The following is a 17081-nucleotide window of genomic DNA, read 5'->3' on the forward strand; positions in this document are numbered from 1 at the left end:
TGCCCGGGTCCCCAAGTTCCTGCTTCTCACTCCAAAAATGGTTCAAGAAGCTTCTTGTGCTTTGCTCTTTCTCTTACCAATTCGCTCCAATTGTTTCCGAAGAGGAACATAAATGATCAGCGCGAACACAAAATGAATGAACAAATTGGGAATCATGTATTCAAGCAGCGCCCAGTCAAATGTCACGTGATTGAGTTGGAAGAGCTTATACAGAAAGAATAACATGGTATCATTCAGCAGACTTCCTAAAAGGACGACGGAAACCATCACTGGCAGTGGTGCACGAGGGGCTTGGAAAATAAGTCCCATCATATATGCTGAGAGTCCCATAGAGAATCCGTATGGTCCAATCATTTCGCCGTAAAATACGACGTCATGCAGCAGTCCAAAAAATATGCCAAGCACCAACGCCGTGTGCCGATGATGATATACAGCGATAAATAAAATTACGATGTAAACCAGATTCGCAGAAATGCGCATTTGCCAACCCGAAGGAATGAGTAACGGAAGAATCGTTCCTTCCGCAATGAACAACACGAACAGCAGCAGGAATAAGACTTGCTTGCGCGTCACCATTACTCTTTTACCTCAGGCGGGATAATGACAATCAGCTCTTTCCAGTCTAAAAAGCTTGCGTATGGTTTAATAATCGCAGTCCTTGTCAAACCGTACTCCCCAACTTCAACCTTTTCTACTTTCCCAATACGCATGTACTTCGGAAAATTGTTGATAATCCCGGAGGAGATGATTTCATCATCCTTTTTGATATTGGAATCTTCCGAGATCTTGGTCATTTTGAGCATGCCGGTCTTTGGATCATAACTCTCGATCATGCCAAACACTTTTTCTTTACCAACCGCTGTAGCTGCAATGGCATTGGATGTTGGATCATTGGCGTCCATGGAAGTCAACAGATTAACTGTGGACGTATATGAGCTGACATGACTAACGACCCCAACCAGCCCTTCCTGCGAAGTGACAGCCATCCCAGCCTTAATTCCCGCATTTTCACCAATGTCGATATTAATCGTTCTGCTGTTCGGGTCGGAATTGGCGCTGATAACTTGAGCAATTCGTGAACCGTAGTTATACCGATTTTTTTGTTCCTCGGTAAAATTGAGAGCTTTCTGGAGCTGTTCATTTACCTGCTCCATATCATTGTATTTCAGCCGATCCCGGGTATAGTGACCCATCGCAATGCGAAGCTCTTCATTTTCTTGATATACCGTACGCATGTTCGCCAAATCTTTAAAAAAGCCCGCTACAGAAGAAGCGGGCTTGTAAAATACGTATTGTACAAATCCGACTGAATCCTTCAGGAATTTCTCCGGCCAGGATAGAGCGGTTCGCGGACCGAGCGTAAAGCCCATTAACGCGATAAATGTAACAAGGCCCACCAGCAAAACAAAAAGTCTTTTGTTACCCAGCAGTTTAAACAGTTCGACCACCCTCTAACATCCATTATTCTCTTCCGAGCCATGCCCGGCGGGGAGACTGTCAGACTTATAGTCCCTTCGAGAATATCAGTCCATTCTCCCCGGGTATGCGGGTAATAGCTCTCCCAGCCTAAGCCAGGTCCTCTTCGTTGATATCACGCCCCTTGGCCGATAAGCGAGCCAAGCAGGGGGAGATATCAATTATCGTTTGGAGCGAACTGCCGAACTGCTTCTGCTCTTGAACAAATGAATATTCTCAAGCGCTTTACCTGTTCCGATTGCAACGCAATCGAGCGGGTTCTCTGCTACGATAACAGGCATTCCTGTCTCACCAGCAAGCAGCTTGTCCAGATTGCGAAGCAATGCGCCGCCACCTGTGAGAACAATACCACGGTCCATAATATCTGCTGCCAGCTCAGGAGGACATTTCTCCAATGTTACTTTTACAGCTTCAACAATGGCATTCACCGTATCCGCCAGAGCTTCGCTGATTTCATCCGAAGTAATCGTAATCGTCTTCGGCAGGCCTGTAACGAGGTCGCGTCCACGAATTTCCATGGTTTCCACTTGCTCAAGCGGCATAGCTGATCCGATATCCATCTTCAACTGCTCCGATGTACGTTCACCGATCATCAGATTATATTGGCGTTTAATGTATTGAATCACGGACTCATCCATCTCGTCACCCGCTACACGAACCGAACGACTCGTTACAATCCCGCCCAGGGAGATAACAGCCACTTCTGTTGTACCGCCACCAATATCGACAACCATGCTTCCCGTTGGTTCCCATACCGGAAGATCTGCACCGATTGCTGCTGCAAAAGGCTCTTCAATTGTGTAGGCTTCACGCGCACCGGCTTGTTTTGTTGCATCTTCAACGGCACGTTGTTCTACCGCAGTAATCCCGGATGGTACACATACCATCACGTTAGGATGACGCTGGAACATGGAGCGTTGCTTCTGCGCCTCACGGATGAAGTATTTGATCATCGTTGCCGTTGTATCGAAATCGGCAATAACGCCATCTTTCATTGGACGAATGGCACGAATGTTACCTGGTGTACGTCCAATCATTTTCTTGGCGGCTTCACCTACTGCCTCGATGGTTTTTGTATCTGTCCGTATAGCGACAACCGAAGGTTCTCGCACCACAATTCCTTTTCCACGTACATAAACCAAAGTATTCGCTGTCCCCAAATCAATACCCAAATCTTTCGTAAAACCACCAAACATGACGTAATCTCCTTTTCTGCCTCATATAGCCGCCCCAGTTCATCAAGAGCGTTTCATTTTCATTCCCACCACAATGGCGGAGCTAATATTCGCATTTGTTTTGTGTTGCATTGCTTTGCATGTGTAAAGTGAACCTATCTTCTACGGACAACGCCGTCAACATTCATAGGAAAACATCAACGCCAACCATTATATTATACTAAGCCCTTCTCCTTCAAACTTACGTACGTTCCATCTCCGATAATAATGTGATCCAGCACGTCTATGCCAACAATCGCGCCGGCTTCGATCAGTCTTTTGGTTATTTGGATGTCCTCTGGACTAGGCGTAGGATCACCACTGGGATGGTTGTGTGCGCACACAATAGATGCGCTGCTGCATTTGATGGCAGCCCGGAACACTTCACGCGGATGTACAATCGAAGCGTTAAGGCTACCCATGGAGAGTGTTTCCTGGGCAATAATGTGGTTTTTGCTATTCAGGAAAAGACACACAAAGTGTTCTTTCTGCAAGTAACGTAATTGTTCGGTAAGGATATCGGCCGCATCACGAGGGGTACGGATGGAAGTGGACTGTGTAAGTCTGCTCTTCGCAATCCGATGACCAAGCTCAATGCTGGCTTTCAGCTGTACAGCCTTGGCCATGCCGATTCCCTTCATCGCAGTCAGTTCTTCAAGGCTCAAATCCATCAACGAGCGAATTCCACCCGCTTCGGTCAGAATCCGCTGTGCCATATGCACTGCGGATTCCTGTCTTGTACCCGTTCGAAGTAAAATCGCCAGCAATTCAGCATGGCTTAAGGCGCCCGCCCCGTATTCCATCATGCGTTCTCTCGGGCGTTCTTCTTGGGGGATGTCGCGCATCATATATTGAGGCGACTCCATATGTTCCCTCTTTTCAGATCGTCAATTGCGGAATTTCATGTACGCGGCAGTACATGTATGCCGAATCCATCCAGCATATCGCTAAGCAAGGACAACGGTAGGCCCACCACATTAAAATAACATCCTTCAACACGGTCTATCAGTGAAGCACCAATGCCCTGAATGGCATATGATCCTGCCTTGTCCGAAGGCTCCCCGGTCTGAACGTACGCACGAATCGTAGCTTCAGACAGTTCCTTCATCGTTACATCAGTCTGTCGATACTGAACCATAGATTGCCCATTGTTTGCATCAATACAGGCTACTCCCGTGAAAACACGGTGTACACGTCCCTGTAAACGAGATAACATACGTTCAGCGTCCGCTTCGTCTACGGGTTTGCCAAGAATATCACCGTCCAGAACGACAACTGTGTCACTACCCACGATAACCGCATCCTGTTCACGGCCTTCCAGCCCACGATAAACGGCAAGCGCCTTACGCATCGCAAGCTCCTGTACCGTCTGTTCAGGAGTCCATTCCGTTGGTGTATCTTCATCAGCATGACTTGGTATTACTTCAAAAGCTAGATGAAGTGATGCGATCAGTTCTTTACGCCGTGGCGAAGTGGAAGCCAGAATAATGCGACGCTGTTTTGTTTTATCCAAAATAACCGGCCCCTTATGCTACGGCGACAATCCTATCGGATCACGCTAGTAGATATCATTTTTTTAGTTTCTTCGTCAAAATTCGTCATTCTCCTATAACCTGCGATACAGCCATACAGCAGCAATAATACCAATCAGACTCAGGAGGCTCATTTGAAATTGAAGTGAAATATCATAACTGATAATATCCAGATCAGCCTGCGGCGACCAACGAATGGTCGTGGCTTTCGTTAGAAAGGCAACGGCCTTTACAGGCTGCAGTGCCTTGGCGATCCACGCACCGGCCAGCCAGCCGAGCAGCAGAAACAGCAATAACATGCCGAAGTTTTTTTTCATCGGTGATCTTCCCTCGCCATTTTTTGACACCCACATTATTATACGGGGTTTTGTACGTCAATACAAACACAAATCCGGCAAGGGGAACTATTTCCAGTTCCTTGCCGGACAGGTATTTCAAGGCTGTGTTATGGGAAAGCGTTGATTACTGTTTTATCGCCTCAAGCCATTTTTTTTGCTGTAGTACATATTCCATCAGATCGGACTGTACAGACCACATATGCACATTCGCCGGATTTTTGTTGTATTCGGCAAGTGCGGTTACCGCACTGTTCATCGATTTTTCCATCGCGGATACATAGGGTTGTACGTCTGCACTCAGACCCGGTGCAATACTATTCAAACCAGTCAGCCAGAGTTCATGTTGGTTCTGTAGTGCAGTCATCGTTTCGGCTGAGACGGCTTCAGGAACAGCTTGACCGAGCTGCTGGATCGAGAGGGTAGACAGTTGTTCTACCAAAGTTGATCCACTTGCGAAGAACTGCTGAACATCCTCTGCTTTTCCGCCGAATACTGCTGGATTCACTTCAGGGTTGACGATTTCCTTGACGTACAGTTCCACACCTTCGGCCTTAAGCCTTGTGCTAAGCAGCTTGGCCTCCTCACGGTCAGCCGAAATGCCTGCGTATACCCGATTACCATCCTCCGGGTCGGAGCCTGCTGCAATGCCTGCCTGGGACAATTCCACCTTCGCCTGTTCAGCGCGTTCAGGAGAACTGAATACACCGTATTGCAGTGCATAATAACTGCCGCCTGTAGTTGCTGCTTGGAGCTGCTGTTCCGAACCAGCCACTCCCCCCTGACCTGTCACAGCCGACACCGCCTGATTGGCGGGAATCTTGCTCCCAGGATCTACGGCCCCTTCCCGATTGAAAAAAGAAAGAATAACCATGCCGAAGAGGGCCCCGGTTACAAGTGCACCGGTAACTGAACCTATCATTTTCCAGCCCCTCGGGGGACGATTTCGCTTATAAGAGTAATTTTCACTATCTGCAATCCAATTATGATCACCATAATTCTCGTCCGATCTGCTCTCGTCCTCATCCCCCGGATATGCAGTAAGGTGATTATAGTTGTATTCGGGCTCATCAAGTATCTCATTCTTGTCCGTTCTTTGGTAAGGTTCAGGTACAGTGGAGCCTGTCAGCATCGTCTCTCCCCAGTCTCCGGGTATATCCTCTGGTGTCCATGAAGGCGTTGTATTTAACCGCGTTGGCGTTGGCGTCGGTGTTGGACTGTGCGGAATTTCTTCACTCAAAGCGGCAAATGTGCTGGATGTGGGTATCCCCTTGTTTTCAGGCTTGTCCGACTCGTTATCCCCAAAGCGAAACGTCATTCTAGCATTGCTCACCCCGTACCCTCTCCTTTGTCCCATTTATAACAGCTATATGCGAAGAGAATCTGAAACATTCCATTTCATGCAAAAAACCGCCCGCTTCAAAATGAAGTCAGACGGTTTTAAGGATGTAATTATTTCAACCCTTTGGCAAGTGTATCGCCAACTTTCCAGATATCACCTGCACCCATTGTGAGCACAAGATCACCTGGCTGGAGTCGGTGCTGCAAATCTGCAACAACTTCTTCCTTTGTCGGAAGATAACGCGCAGAAGCATTACTGTTCTGAACGATAAGTTCAACCAGTCTGGCCGAGTGCACACCTTCAATCTGTTTTTCACCCGCAGGGGAATAGATATCGGTAATGAGAACCTCATCCGCTTCTGCAAAGGCGCGACTGAACGCATCAAGCAGGAAGAACGTACGTGTGTAACGCTGCGGCTGGAATACTGCAATGATACGTTTCCCCGTCGCTTTGGCGGCACTGATCGTAGCCTCAATCTCGGTCGGGTGATGAGCATAATCATCAATAATCAGCATATCACGCGCCTCACCCAGCACCTGGAATCTGCGTTTCGCTCCATGGAACTGGATAATGGCAGCCGTAATTTTCTCGAATGGAATACCTGCTTCCAAGCATGTAATGACCGTAGCCATCGCATTATAAACGTTATGTTTACCTGGAACGGACAACTCCACCGTACCCAAAGCATTCCCCTCGTGGTTCATTGTAAAGGAAATTCGGCGATCACCAAGCACGATATCTGTTGCTGTATAATCAGCAGCATGGTCAATGCCGTATGTGGTCACCCGTGATTTTAACGCTGGCAAAATAGCTTGAACATTTTCGTCATCAGAACATACAATGGCCGTACCCTCTGGACGAATTTGACTCAGGAACTGCACATAAGCCTTTTTGAGTTCCTCAAAATCACTGTTGTAATTCTCAAGGTGATCCGCTTCAATATTCGTTACAATACCTAGCCAAGGGTGATACTGCAAAAATGAACCGTCGCTTTCGTCTGCCTCCGCAACAACCCAGTCGCCCTGGCCTGCCTTGGCGTTAGTACCCACGTTCATGATTTCTCCGCCAATGATGTATGTCGGGTCTGTATCACATTTATCCATAACGAGTGCAATCATGGATGAAGTGGTTGTTTTGCCATGAGCCCCCGCCACAGCCACACCCTTGCGCTCGTTCAGCAAACGCGCCAGCATCTGGGCGCGATGCAGAATCGGGATGTTCAGCTGTTCGGCTGCCACACGCTCCACATTATCCGCCGGAGCTGCCGTAGAGTAGACAACCAGGTCTGCCCCATTTACGTGCTCTGCCGTATGTCCGATATATATTTTCGCTCCCTTGGCTGCCAGCTTCTCGGTCAACTCCTGTGAAGCGACATCCGATCCGGTAACGGTGTATCCCATCTCAAGCATAACTCTCGCGATGGCACTCATGCCATATCCGCCAATCCCTATAAAATGAACGTGTTCCGATGTATTTAACAAAACTTTCACCAACCTTTTTCAGAATCGGTTTGATGCAAAAGGGCTGCCCGCACATCTGCAATCAGGTACAATGTGCCGGACACCACCCCCAGATCTTCCGCTTCCGTCCGTGACTTCAATAGATCAAGTGCCTTTGCCCATTCAGGCTCGACGATGATTTCCAGCTCCGGTTTCGCAATGGCGGGACGTACCCGTTCGACAATCTGCAGCAATTCGGCTGCAGCCATTTTGCGTCGGAAATCTGGCTCGGTCAGGATCAGCGTATCCACTAGTGGTAGTATATGCTGTAAATACGCTTCGTGATGCTTATTCGCCAGCATGCCCATCATCAAAATTAACTTGTTGTGAGGATATACTTCGATAATGCTCTTGGCCAATGATTCAGCCCCTTCCGGATTATGTGCTCCATCCAGTACAATTCGGGGTTCATCAACAACTTTCTCAAACCGGCCTGCCCAGAAGGCATTCTCCAGTCCAAGCGCAATATCTTCGTCATCCAGCATAAATGCCATGTATTGCCGAAGTAACTCAAGTACCATAAGCGCACCCGCTGCATTTTCGCATTGATGTATGCCTTGCATGCGTATGCGAGCGTCCAGATCACGGAACGGTCCTGTAAAATGAAAGGATTGACCGTTCTCATCACTGTCCAGTCTATGATAGGAGAAACGATCTCCTGCCAGATACACGGTTGAACTTAACCGTTTTGCGGTCTCCCGAATCACCTTCACAGCCTCTGGCTGCGTAGCACAGGTAACAACGGGTACCCCCGCCTTAATAATGCCTGCCTTCTCTCCTGCAATCGCCTCAATCGTATCTCCCAGTACATCCGTATGGTCCATACCGATATTGGTAATGACCGATATCACGGGTGTAACAATGTTCGTTACGTCCATCCTTCCCCCGAGCCCTGTCTCCCATACCACAATGTCCGGGTAGCATTCTTCCGCATAATACAGAAGGGCGAGTGCCGTGGAAACCTCAAACATTGTAGGTGATCCAAGGGGAGTTGTAGCCATCTCTTGGACTAATGGATACAGGCGGTTCGAGATTTTGAGCAAAGTTTCTTCAGGAATATCCTCACCGTTGTACTGAAAACGGTTTGTGAACTTGGTGATATAAGGGGATGTATACGTTCCAACATCATATCCCGCCTGAAGCAGCACTGACGTCAAAAAAGCGCAAGTCGAACCTTTGCCGTTCGTTCCCGCGACATGAATAAATTTGAGACGCTGGTGAGGATTGCCCAGCAATGACATCAATCCCTCGATTCGTTCCAATCCGGGTCGGATGCCGAAAGGAATAAGGCCATTGATCCAGTTGACTGCCTCGTCATAGGTAAGTAAAGGAGCTGCTATTTCTGTCCCGTTAAGTTCCGTCATATGATTCACCTTTGGTTTTGAGTTTGGTTGAAAAAAGCGGCCGGATGGCGCAAAAGCACTCCATCCGACCCGAATACATTAACCTTTCAGTTCCTTGATTCGTGCAATCACTTTATCCCGTTTGTCGGAATAATCCGCTTGCTTGGCGCGCTCTTCCTCGATAACCTTGGCAGGAGCCTTGGCAACAAAGCCTTCGTTCGCCAGCTTTTTCTCCACACGGAGTACTTCGCCCTCAAGGTTCTGCAACTCTTTCTCCAGACGAGCCACTTCCTGTTCAATATCAATAAGACCCGCCAGCGGCAAGTACAGCTCAGCCCCAGTAATGACAGCAGTCATTGCTTTATCCGGTGAGCTCAGATCCAGGCCGCTGTCGAACTCGGACGTATTACAGAAACGTTTGATGTAATGGCTGTTGCGTTCAATGATGCTGGATGTCTCTGCGTTGTTCGCTTTCACCATCAATTCGATTTTCTTGCTCATAGGTACATTCACTTCTGCACGGATGTTTCGCACTGCACGGATGGTATCCATAAGCAGATTCATCTCGGCAACGGCTTCTGGGTTCTCCAATGCAGGATCATATACCGGCCAGGAAGCCAATGTGATCGTCTCGCCCTCATGCGGCAGATGCTGCCAGATTTCTTCCGAAATGTAAGGCATGAACGGATGAATCAGGCGCATGGTCTGATCCAGCACATAAGCAAGCACCGATTGTGTTTTCTTCTTGGCAACCGAATCTTCCCCATAGAAGGACAACTTCGCAAACTCGATATACCAGTCACACAGGTCATCCCAAATAAAGTTATACAGCAAACGGCCTGTTTCTCCAAATTCATATGCTTCGATTAGACGCGTAATATCACGAGAAGTTTCGTTCAGGCGGTGCAAAATCCAGTAATCCGCTGTTCCAAGATCTCCACTAATATCGCGATCTTCATAGGTGAACCCTTCCAGATTCATCAGGGCGAAGCGTGATGCATTCCAGATTTTGTTTGCAAAGTTACGAGCCTGTTCCACACGCTCCCAGCGGAAACGGAGATCCTGCCCCGGAGTGCTGCTGGTAGAGATCATGTAACGCATAGCATCCGCGCCATATTGCTCAATCACATCCAGCGGATCAACACCGTTGCCAAGCGATTTGGACATCTTGCGTCCGTCTGCATCACGAACAAGACCGTGCATCAGCACATCTTTGAACGGAACCTCTTCCGTGAACTCCAGAGCGGTAAAGATCATGCGCGCCACCCAGAAATAAATAATGTCATACCCAGTTACTAATACACTTGTCGGGTAATAACGTTTCAGATCTTCCGTGTCTTCCGGCCAGCCTAATGTAGAGAACGGCCATAATGCAGAGCTGAACCATGTATCCAGAACGTCTTCATCCTGTCTCAGCTTGCGCCCAGCGTATTCTGGCAGTGTTGTCGGATCTTCAGCAGATACAATAATTTCTCCAGTCTCCTCGTCATACCAGGCAGGAATACGATGACCCCACCACAATTGACGAGAGATACACCAGTCACGAACATTCTCGATCCAGTTCAGATACGTTTTCTCAAAACGATCCGGAACAAAACGAACCCCTTCACCGCTTTGTTGCTTCTCAATCGCTTTTTCCGCGAGCGGCTTCATCTCAACAAACCATTGTGTCGACAAATACGGCTCAACGACAGCTCCTGTCCGTTCGCTGTGTCCAACCTGATGCGTGTGATCCTCGATGTTGATCAATACGCCCTGTTCTTTCAGATCTGCAACGATTTGCTTGCGGCAGTCACTGCGATCCAGTCCCTGATATTTGCCTGCGTCGGCATTCATCGTACCGGTCTCATCCATCACCGTAATCTGTGGCAGATCATGACGGAGGCCCACTTCGAAGTCATTCGGATCATGAGCAGGCGTAATTTTCACGGCGCCACTTCCGAAATCTTTATCTACATACTCATCTGCAATAACCGGAATTTCGCGTCCGATGATAGGCAGCACAAGCACTTTGCCAATCATATCTGCGTAACGCTCATCCTTCGGATGAACAGCAACTGCCGTATCTCCCAGCATCGTTTCAGGGCGAGTTGTCGCTACTGTGACATAACCACTTCCGTCTTTGAGCGGATAACGCAGGTGGTACAAGTGACCCTGAACTTCTTTATATTCAACCTCGATGTCGGACAATGCAGTCCGGTTCACCGGGTCCCAGTTAATAATTCGTTTGCCTCGATAAATGAGGCCTTTTTCATACAGTTGAACAAACACTTTACGCACAGCCTGAGATAAACCTTCGTCCAGCGTAAAACGTTCACGCGTATAGTCGAGCGACAAGCCCATTTTGCCCCATTGCTGACGAATAGTTGTTGCATACTGGTCTTTCCAGTCCCATACTTTCTCCAGAAACTTTTCGCGTCCCAGATCATAACGAGTCAGACCTTCTTCACGCAATTTCTGCTCGACTTTGGTTTGGGTAGCAATTCCTGCATGGTCAGAACCCGGCAGCCACAGTGCATCATAGCCCTGCATCCGCTTGGTACGAATCAGAATATCCTGCAGTGTGAAATCTAGCGCATGCCCGATATGGAGCATTCCGGTTACGTTCGGGGGTGGGATTACAATCGTATAAGGTTCAGCATCTTTACGCTGGCCTGCCTTGAAATATCCATTTTCCATCCAAGTGGAATACCATTTTTGTTCCGCAGCTTTCGGATCATACGTGGTCGGCATTTCTGTTGCAGCTGAATTTTTTTGTTCAGACATGTGTCATTCCTCCGTTACTTATTCATCATCGCCAAAAAACAAAAAAACCTTTCATCCATCAAAGGACGAAAGGTTAGCTTTCGCGGTACCACCTTTGTTTCACGCAGATAGAAAGACAGACTTCCCCTCCTATACTTACGTGACACTTCAAGCAGATAACGGCTGCGACCGGCCCATCCTACCTCAGGTATGAATGACTCATCCCTTGTATTCAAACAGGCAACTCCCGGGCGACTTCGATCAGTTGGTTCCTACGGAATTTCCCAGCGTTACAATCCCGCTCTCTGAAAGGTCATACTGTCTACTACTCCCGATCCACGTTGTTCTTCAAAAAACCTAAACACATCATACCCTGCCCGTGCCCGATAGTCAACCTGACAACAGCGGAAAAAGCGCGCTGCAATGCAGGTTGAGGGCAGATAAAGCAAAAACCCGCCATCCTCAAGGGATCACGGGTCGAAATGGACATTAACCTACCTACAGTTAAGGGATATATAGAATCTGCCCTTCTTCCACAACCTGTTCGGATAACCGGTTATACAACTGGAGCTCTCTGGTACTTAACTGATATCGGTCTGCAATCGTATCCAGTGTCTCTTCACGCTGTACAATGCATAATTTCACCTTACGAAACGGGGTCTGATCCACAAGGGTGCCGAGAAACAGGTTCTTCCACTCTACATCATCAGGCTGATATGCTTCTTCCTGCAGTACTCCAGCGAGTGCCTCTTGCTCCCGTTCAGCTTCCGCCTCACGTGTCACTCTGCCAGAGGATAACAAGGAGGAGATGCCTACGCCCTCTGCCTGTTTTGGTGCAGACTCTCTCTTGCTGCCAAAAGCAACCTTGAGCTCCGGCTTGTCTTCCGTTTCAGCCACAGGTTCAGGGATAAAGGCTTCTTTTTCTTCAGCGGACTCATTGGTGTCCGATACTTCATGAGGTTTGTATTCTTCCGAAATTTCCGGTTCAGATGTTGCGAAGACATCCTGCCAGTTCTCCGACTGGGAATTTGCCGGGACATCTGCTACCGCCTGCTCCTCTTGTTTGGATTCAGATCGGGCAGATTCAAAATGCCAAACGTTCGGTGCTGCTGGTTCATCCGAAGGCTTTGAGACCAATTTGGAATCGGCCTGCTCCGAGTTCCTTGAGTTCGTATGTAAGGTCTCGACGGAAGGCTCGGACCAAACTGACGACTCTTCAGTCAGAGGAAGCAGAGGCTCAGATTCAGGGTAAGAAGCCAACCTGTCGGCTGTCTCCGCCAAAAAAGACGAAACTGGAGAAGGCGTTTCGGATACATTCGATTGCGCTTCATCCTCTTTGTCCCTCAAGGACAAGGACTCTTCGTTTTCAGCCGATATTGGGCTTGGCTGCGCGTATCCAGCCCCTTGCTGCCCGTTCTGAAACTGCTCAGGAGAAACTTGATATAGATGTGCCTGCTGCGACTCCTCTTCATTCCGTGCCGTCTCATCTCCAGCAGAAGGATCAACGAATCCCTGACTGCCATAGGCAGGCTCTGCTGTACTCGTAAGCCCTTCCTCTTCGCTCCGTTGAAGCAGGTATTCCTGAGCAAATACATTGGGATCGCTGCCTGTCTGCTCCAGTTGAGCTGAACGGTCACTCTGCTGAGGGTCAGGCGAATGTACAACGGTAAACTCATCTGCTGACCAGACCTGCGGCTCCTCCACCGGGAAGCCCTCAATGCCGCGAAGCGACAATACGCCTGTAATATTCAAACTTCGGTTGGATAACAAATCGACATCAAAATTTTCAATCTCAATGGAAATATCCTCAAGCGATCTTACCCGGTTCAGGGGTACCGTGATCTCCACCGGGATAAAATGTTTGAGTTCCTCCGAGATCTCGTTCTCTCCCCGATACGCACCTGTCAGCAAAAGATGGCCTCGCAATGTTGCATGATCATCCTGACCTATCACCTGAATGCGAGGATAAAGCTCAATTTCCTCCAGTTCCTCAATCGCAGGGACTCCCTCTGACAAATGAACGCGCTCATAAATATCGAACCGCAAACCATAAGGTTGATTCAACAAAGGTGGCGTCCTCCTTTCGGCATATGTTCACCATGATCCTTCTCATGGGACTGATCCATGGTCCAAATCCTTCGTTACCCCATCTATATGCCTTGAATGAGATGAGCATGCCACCTTTTGTGCAAACCTTTCCGTTTATTGGTCCTTGCCTTCACGTTGTGCCAGTTGTTCGAGATCCGCCGGCCAAGGGTCAACCACTTCAATTCGTACGCCGGTCAGCGGATGGGTAAAACTCAGTGTCTCACCATGAAGCGCCTGCCGGCCAATCGAATCCTTTCTGCCCCCGTATAACTCATCCCCTATGAGGGGGTGTCCTGCATAACTTAAATGCACCCGAATCTGATGTGTGCGTCCTGTATCCAGTGTCAGCCGTACAAGAGTAGCTCTATCCCATACCTCCACGATCTCCACATGGGTTACCGCTTCCTGCCCACCTTCCGAGACACGTCTGCGTTGCTTGTGGTGCCTGTCCTTCCCGATCGGAGCATTAATCGTATTCAACTCTGTGGATATCTGACCGCCTGCAATGGCGACATAATGGCGTCCAATGTCTTTACGCCGCATCGCTTCATCCAGTTTTGCGAGAGCAAAAGCATTTTTGGCATATAAAACAGGTCCTGTCGTGTCCTCGTCCAGACGATGAACATGGCGTACATTCGCCTGAATATTATTCATTTCGTAGTAGGAGGCTACCGCATGATCCAGCGTAATCGCTTGATCCGCACGGCTCCCATCGGGATGCAGCTTCATTCCGGCAGGTTTGTGCACGACCAGACAGAAATCATCCTCATACAAAACATCAATATCCGCCCACCTGGGCTCAACGTCAATCGGCTGAGACGCAAAAAGGGCCAGCCGAAGCCGGTCCCCTGCCAGTTGTATGCCCTGGTTCGTCTTTAGCTGACGCAGCAATTTCTCCGGAAACTGAAGTTCAGACAGAAGCCATTGCTCTGCAGCTGCCTGCCTGTCTGGACTGCCTGTCACCACTTTGCCTGGCATCAGCTCAAGCCATTCCCCACGGCGTTTCCAACTTTTAATCGTCATAATGATTGAAGAGCCTTACGGTTTGCCTCAATCGTATCGTCAATATCCTGCTCCGTATGCACGCCAGAGACAAACATGCCTTCGTATTGAGAAGGGGCAACACTTACACCTTGATCAATCATGGCCGCAAAGTAACGACGGAATTGATCCAGGTTGCTTTCTTTGGCAATATCATAATTCGTAACGGGAACAGCACTGAAAAATGGACAAACCATTGAACCAACACGGTTAATCGTAATCGCTATGCCCGCCTCTGCTGCATTCTTTTCAAACCCAGCCTGCAAGCGTGCAGACAGCGTCTCCAAACGGTCATAGACCTCTGGCGTCAGCAATTTGAGCGTGGTATAACCTGCTGCCATAGCCAGCGGATTGCCGCTCAATGTACCTGCCTGATAGATCGGTCCGGTTGGAGCAATTTGTTCCATCAGATCGCGTCTGCCGCCATAAGCGCCAACCGGAAGTCCGCCACCGATGACTTTACCCAAGCAGGTCAGGTCAGGTGTAACGCCGTATCTCCCCTGCGCACAGTTCAGTCCCACACGGAAACCGGTCATGACTTCATCAAAAATAAGCAGACTGCCGTACTGAGACGTCAAACTGCGCAAGCCTTCAAGGAAGCCCGGAACAGGAGGCACAACGCCCATATTACCTGCAACAGGTTCCACAATGATTGCTGCCAATTCTTCACCGTAACGTTCAAAAGCAAGCTTCACCGACTCCAGGTCATTGTATGGAACCGTAATCGTATTGATAGCCACACCTTCAGGAACACCCGGGCTGTCAGGCAGACCCAGTGTTGCTACGCCAGATCCTGCTTTGATCAGCAAGCTGTCGGCATGCCCGTGATAGGAGCCTTCAAACTTCAAAATTTTACTGCGTCCTGTTACCCCACGTGCCAGACGAATCGCACTCATCGTTGCTTCCGTACCGGAATTCACCATCCGCACAATATCGATCGAAGGCACTCGTTCACAGACGAGTTTTGCCATCTCTGTCTCCAGCAGCGTTGGCGCACCAAAGCTGGTTCCTTTAAGGGCTGTCTCACGCAAAGCTTCTACAACATCAGGATGTGCATGTCCCATAATGAGCGGACCCCAGGATCCCACATAATCAATAAAAACATTGCCATCAATATCATAGATTTTGGAGCCTTCTCCGCGCTCTGCATAGATCGGGGTAAGCCCAACCGATTTGAACGCCCGAACCGGGCTGTTTACACCCCCAGGTATGTACTGTTTGGCTTCTTCAAATGCGCTGCGCGAGCGCTCATCATTACGACGAGTTCCTTGTTGTGCAGTCATGAACATCCTCCTTAGTGATGAGGCCCCTCCAAACTTATTGGATGAGGCCTTTTATATTTTTTTGATAAATCATAATAAGTTTTGTTCATCCTAGCTGTTATTGAAGCAAGCTAATTACTTCTTATTTCTCTGACAACCAGCGTGAAGCGTCTTTTCCGTAGTACGTAATAATCATATCTGCACCCGCACGTTTCATACTCAGCAGAATTTCCATCGCCACTTTCTTCTCATCAATCCAGCCTTGAATCGCGGCTGCCTTCACCATGGCATACTCTCCACTTACGTTGTAAGCAACCAGTGGAAGATCGAATTGGTCCTTGATCGTACGCATGACATCCAGATAGGAAAGCGAAGGCTTCACCATCAGCATGTCCGCTCCTTCCAGCACATCCGTTTCGGCTTCACGCAATGCTTCACGGGCGTTCGCCGGGTCCATCTGATACGACTTGCGATCTCCGAATTGCGGCGTAGAATCCGCAGCTTCGCGGAATGGACCGTAAAATGCCGACGCATATTTCACCGAGTAGGACATAATCGGAATGTGACTGAACCCATTCTCATCGAGTCCGGCACGGATCGCTTGAACGAAACCGTCCATCATGTTGGAAGGAGCAATAATGTCCGCGCCTGCCTTGGCCTGGGATACTGCCGTTTTCACGAGCAGATCCAGCGATTCGTCGTTGAGAACATCTCCGCATATGTGACCGTCCACTTCTACGGTATGCACCATGCCGCAATGACCATGATCCGTGAATTCACACAGACAGGTATCAGCAACAACCAGCAGCTCAGGATACCAGGATTTAATCAGCTTCGTCGCTTCCTGCACAATGCCATCTTCCGCGAATCCAGACGAACCGACACTGTCTTTGGTTTCGGGAATACCGAATAACAGCACAGCCGGAATACCCAACTCGGCAATCTCCTTCACTTCTTCCTGCAGACGATCCAGCGAGAAGCGGAATACGCCCGGCATGGATTTGATCTCGGATTTTACATTTTCACCATAAGTCACATAGATCGGTTGGATAAAGTCATCCACAGTCAAATGGGTCTCTCTCACCATATTTCGAATACCTGTGGATTGACGTAAACGGCGATGCCGTACAATTGGAAAACTCATATGTGTGAAACCTCCCTAAATAGTTATATAGTGCAAAAAGCGAAGCGCGCCGGTATCGTA

General features: G+C 48.8%; 14 protein-coding genes and 1 other annotated feature. All 14 genes read right to left on the reverse strand.

Annotated features, from left to right (window positions below; genetic code table 11):
- Nucleotides 1–42: 42 nt before the first annotated feature.
- A complete protein-coding gene (mreD, locus tag QP794_RS17900; RefSeq protein ID WP_024633967.1) occupies nucleotides 43–576 on the reverse strand; it encodes a rod shape-determining protein MreD in 534 nt (177 codons plus the stop codon).
- Complete coding sequence (mreC, locus tag QP794_RS17905) at nucleotides 576–1448, reverse strand: rod shape-determining protein MreC (protein ID WP_285078329.1); 873 nt, start codon at nucleotides 1446–1448, stop codon at nucleotides 576–578. Before mreC ends, mreD begins: the two co-directional genes overlap by 1 nt.
- Before the next feature lie 189 nt (nucleotides 1449–1637).
- Nucleotides 1638–2672: a rod shape-determining protein gene (locus QP794_RS17910; RefSeq protein WP_063568116.1), complete on the reverse strand. Its 1035-nt coding sequence runs from the start codon at nucleotides 2670–2672 to the stop codon at nucleotides 1638–1640.
- Between the two features lie 194 nt (nucleotides 2673–2866).
- Nucleotides 2867–3556: a RadC family protein gene (radC, locus tag QP794_RS17915; protein WP_024633970.1), complete on the reverse strand. Its 690-nt coding sequence runs from the start codon at nucleotides 3554–3556 to the stop codon at nucleotides 2867–2869.
- A gap of 35 nt (nucleotides 3557–3591) precedes the next feature.
- A complete protein-coding gene (locus tag QP794_RS17920; RefSeq protein ID WP_285078330.1) occupies nucleotides 3592–4203 on the reverse strand; it encodes a Maf family protein in 612 nt (203 codons plus the stop codon).
- Nucleotides 4204–4296: 93 nt separating this feature from the next.
- The gene (locus tag QP794_RS17925) at nucleotides 4297–4539 is read right to left on the reverse strand and encodes a DUF4321 domain-containing protein (protein WP_024633972.1); all 243 of its coding nucleotides are present in this window, start codon (nucleotides 4537–4539) and stop codon (nucleotides 4297–4299) included.
- Between the two features lie 145 nt (nucleotides 4540–4684).
- A complete protein-coding gene (locus QP794_RS17930; RefSeq protein ID WP_285078331.1) occupies nucleotides 4685–5890 on the reverse strand; it encodes an SPOR domain-containing protein in 1206 nt (401 codons plus the stop codon).
- Between the two features lie 119 nt (nucleotides 5891–6009).
- Nucleotides 6010–7329 carry a UDP-N-acetylmuramate--L-alanine ligase gene (gene murC / locus QP794_RS17935; RefSeq protein WP_285078518.1) on the reverse strand — a complete coding sequence of 440 codons (1320 nt, stop codon included), beginning with the start codon at nucleotides 7327–7329 and terminating at the stop codon, nucleotides 6010–6012.
- Nucleotides 7330–7385: 56 nt separating this feature from the next.
- Nucleotides 7386–8762 (reverse strand): bifunctional folylpolyglutamate synthase/dihydrofolate synthase, encoded by a 1377-nt coding sequence (locus QP794_RS17940; RefSeq protein ID WP_285078332.1) that lies wholly within the window; start codon nucleotides 8760–8762, stop codon nucleotides 7386–7388.
- Nucleotides 8763–8840: 78 nt separating this feature from the next.
- Nucleotides 8841–11507 (reverse strand): valine--tRNA ligase, encoded by a 2667-nt coding sequence (locus QP794_RS17945; protein ID WP_285078333.1) that lies wholly within the window; start codon nucleotides 11505–11507, stop codon nucleotides 8841–8843.
- 58 nt (nucleotides 11508–11565) lie between these two features.
- Nucleotides 11566–11834, reverse strand: a binding site (T-box leader).
- Between the two features lie 156 nt (nucleotides 11835–11990).
- On the reverse strand, nucleotides 11991–13553 hold the full coding sequence (locus QP794_RS17950; RefSeq protein ID WP_285078334.1) for a LysM peptidoglycan-binding domain-containing protein: 1563 nt from the start codon (nucleotides 13551–13553) through the stop codon (nucleotides 11991–11993).
- Between the two features lie 135 nt (nucleotides 13554–13688).
- Complete coding sequence (locus QP794_RS17955) at nucleotides 13689–14597, reverse strand: RluA family pseudouridine synthase (RefSeq protein ID WP_285078335.1); 909 nt, start codon at nucleotides 14595–14597, stop codon at nucleotides 13689–13691.
- Entirely contained in the window at nucleotides 14594–15898 is a 1305-nt protein-coding gene (gene hemL, locus QP794_RS17960; protein ID WP_079347346.1) for a glutamate-1-semialdehyde 2,1-aminomutase, read from the reverse strand. Before hemL ends, QP794_RS17955 begins: the two co-directional genes overlap by 4 nt.
- 121 nt (nucleotides 15899–16019) lie before the next feature.
- Nucleotides 16020–17021, reverse strand: a complete 1002-nt coding sequence (gene hemB, locus QP794_RS17965; protein ID WP_285078336.1) for a porphobilinogen synthase — start codon at nucleotides 17019–17021, stop codon at nucleotides 16020–16022.
- Nucleotides 17022–17081 lie beyond the last annotated feature (60 nt).

The sequence above is a fragment of the Paenibacillus sp. UMB7766-LJ446 genome, assembly GCF_030226665.1.
GTDB classification, from domain to species: Bacteria; Bacillota; Bacilli; order Paenibacillales; family Paenibacillaceae; genus Paenibacillus; species Paenibacillus vandeheii.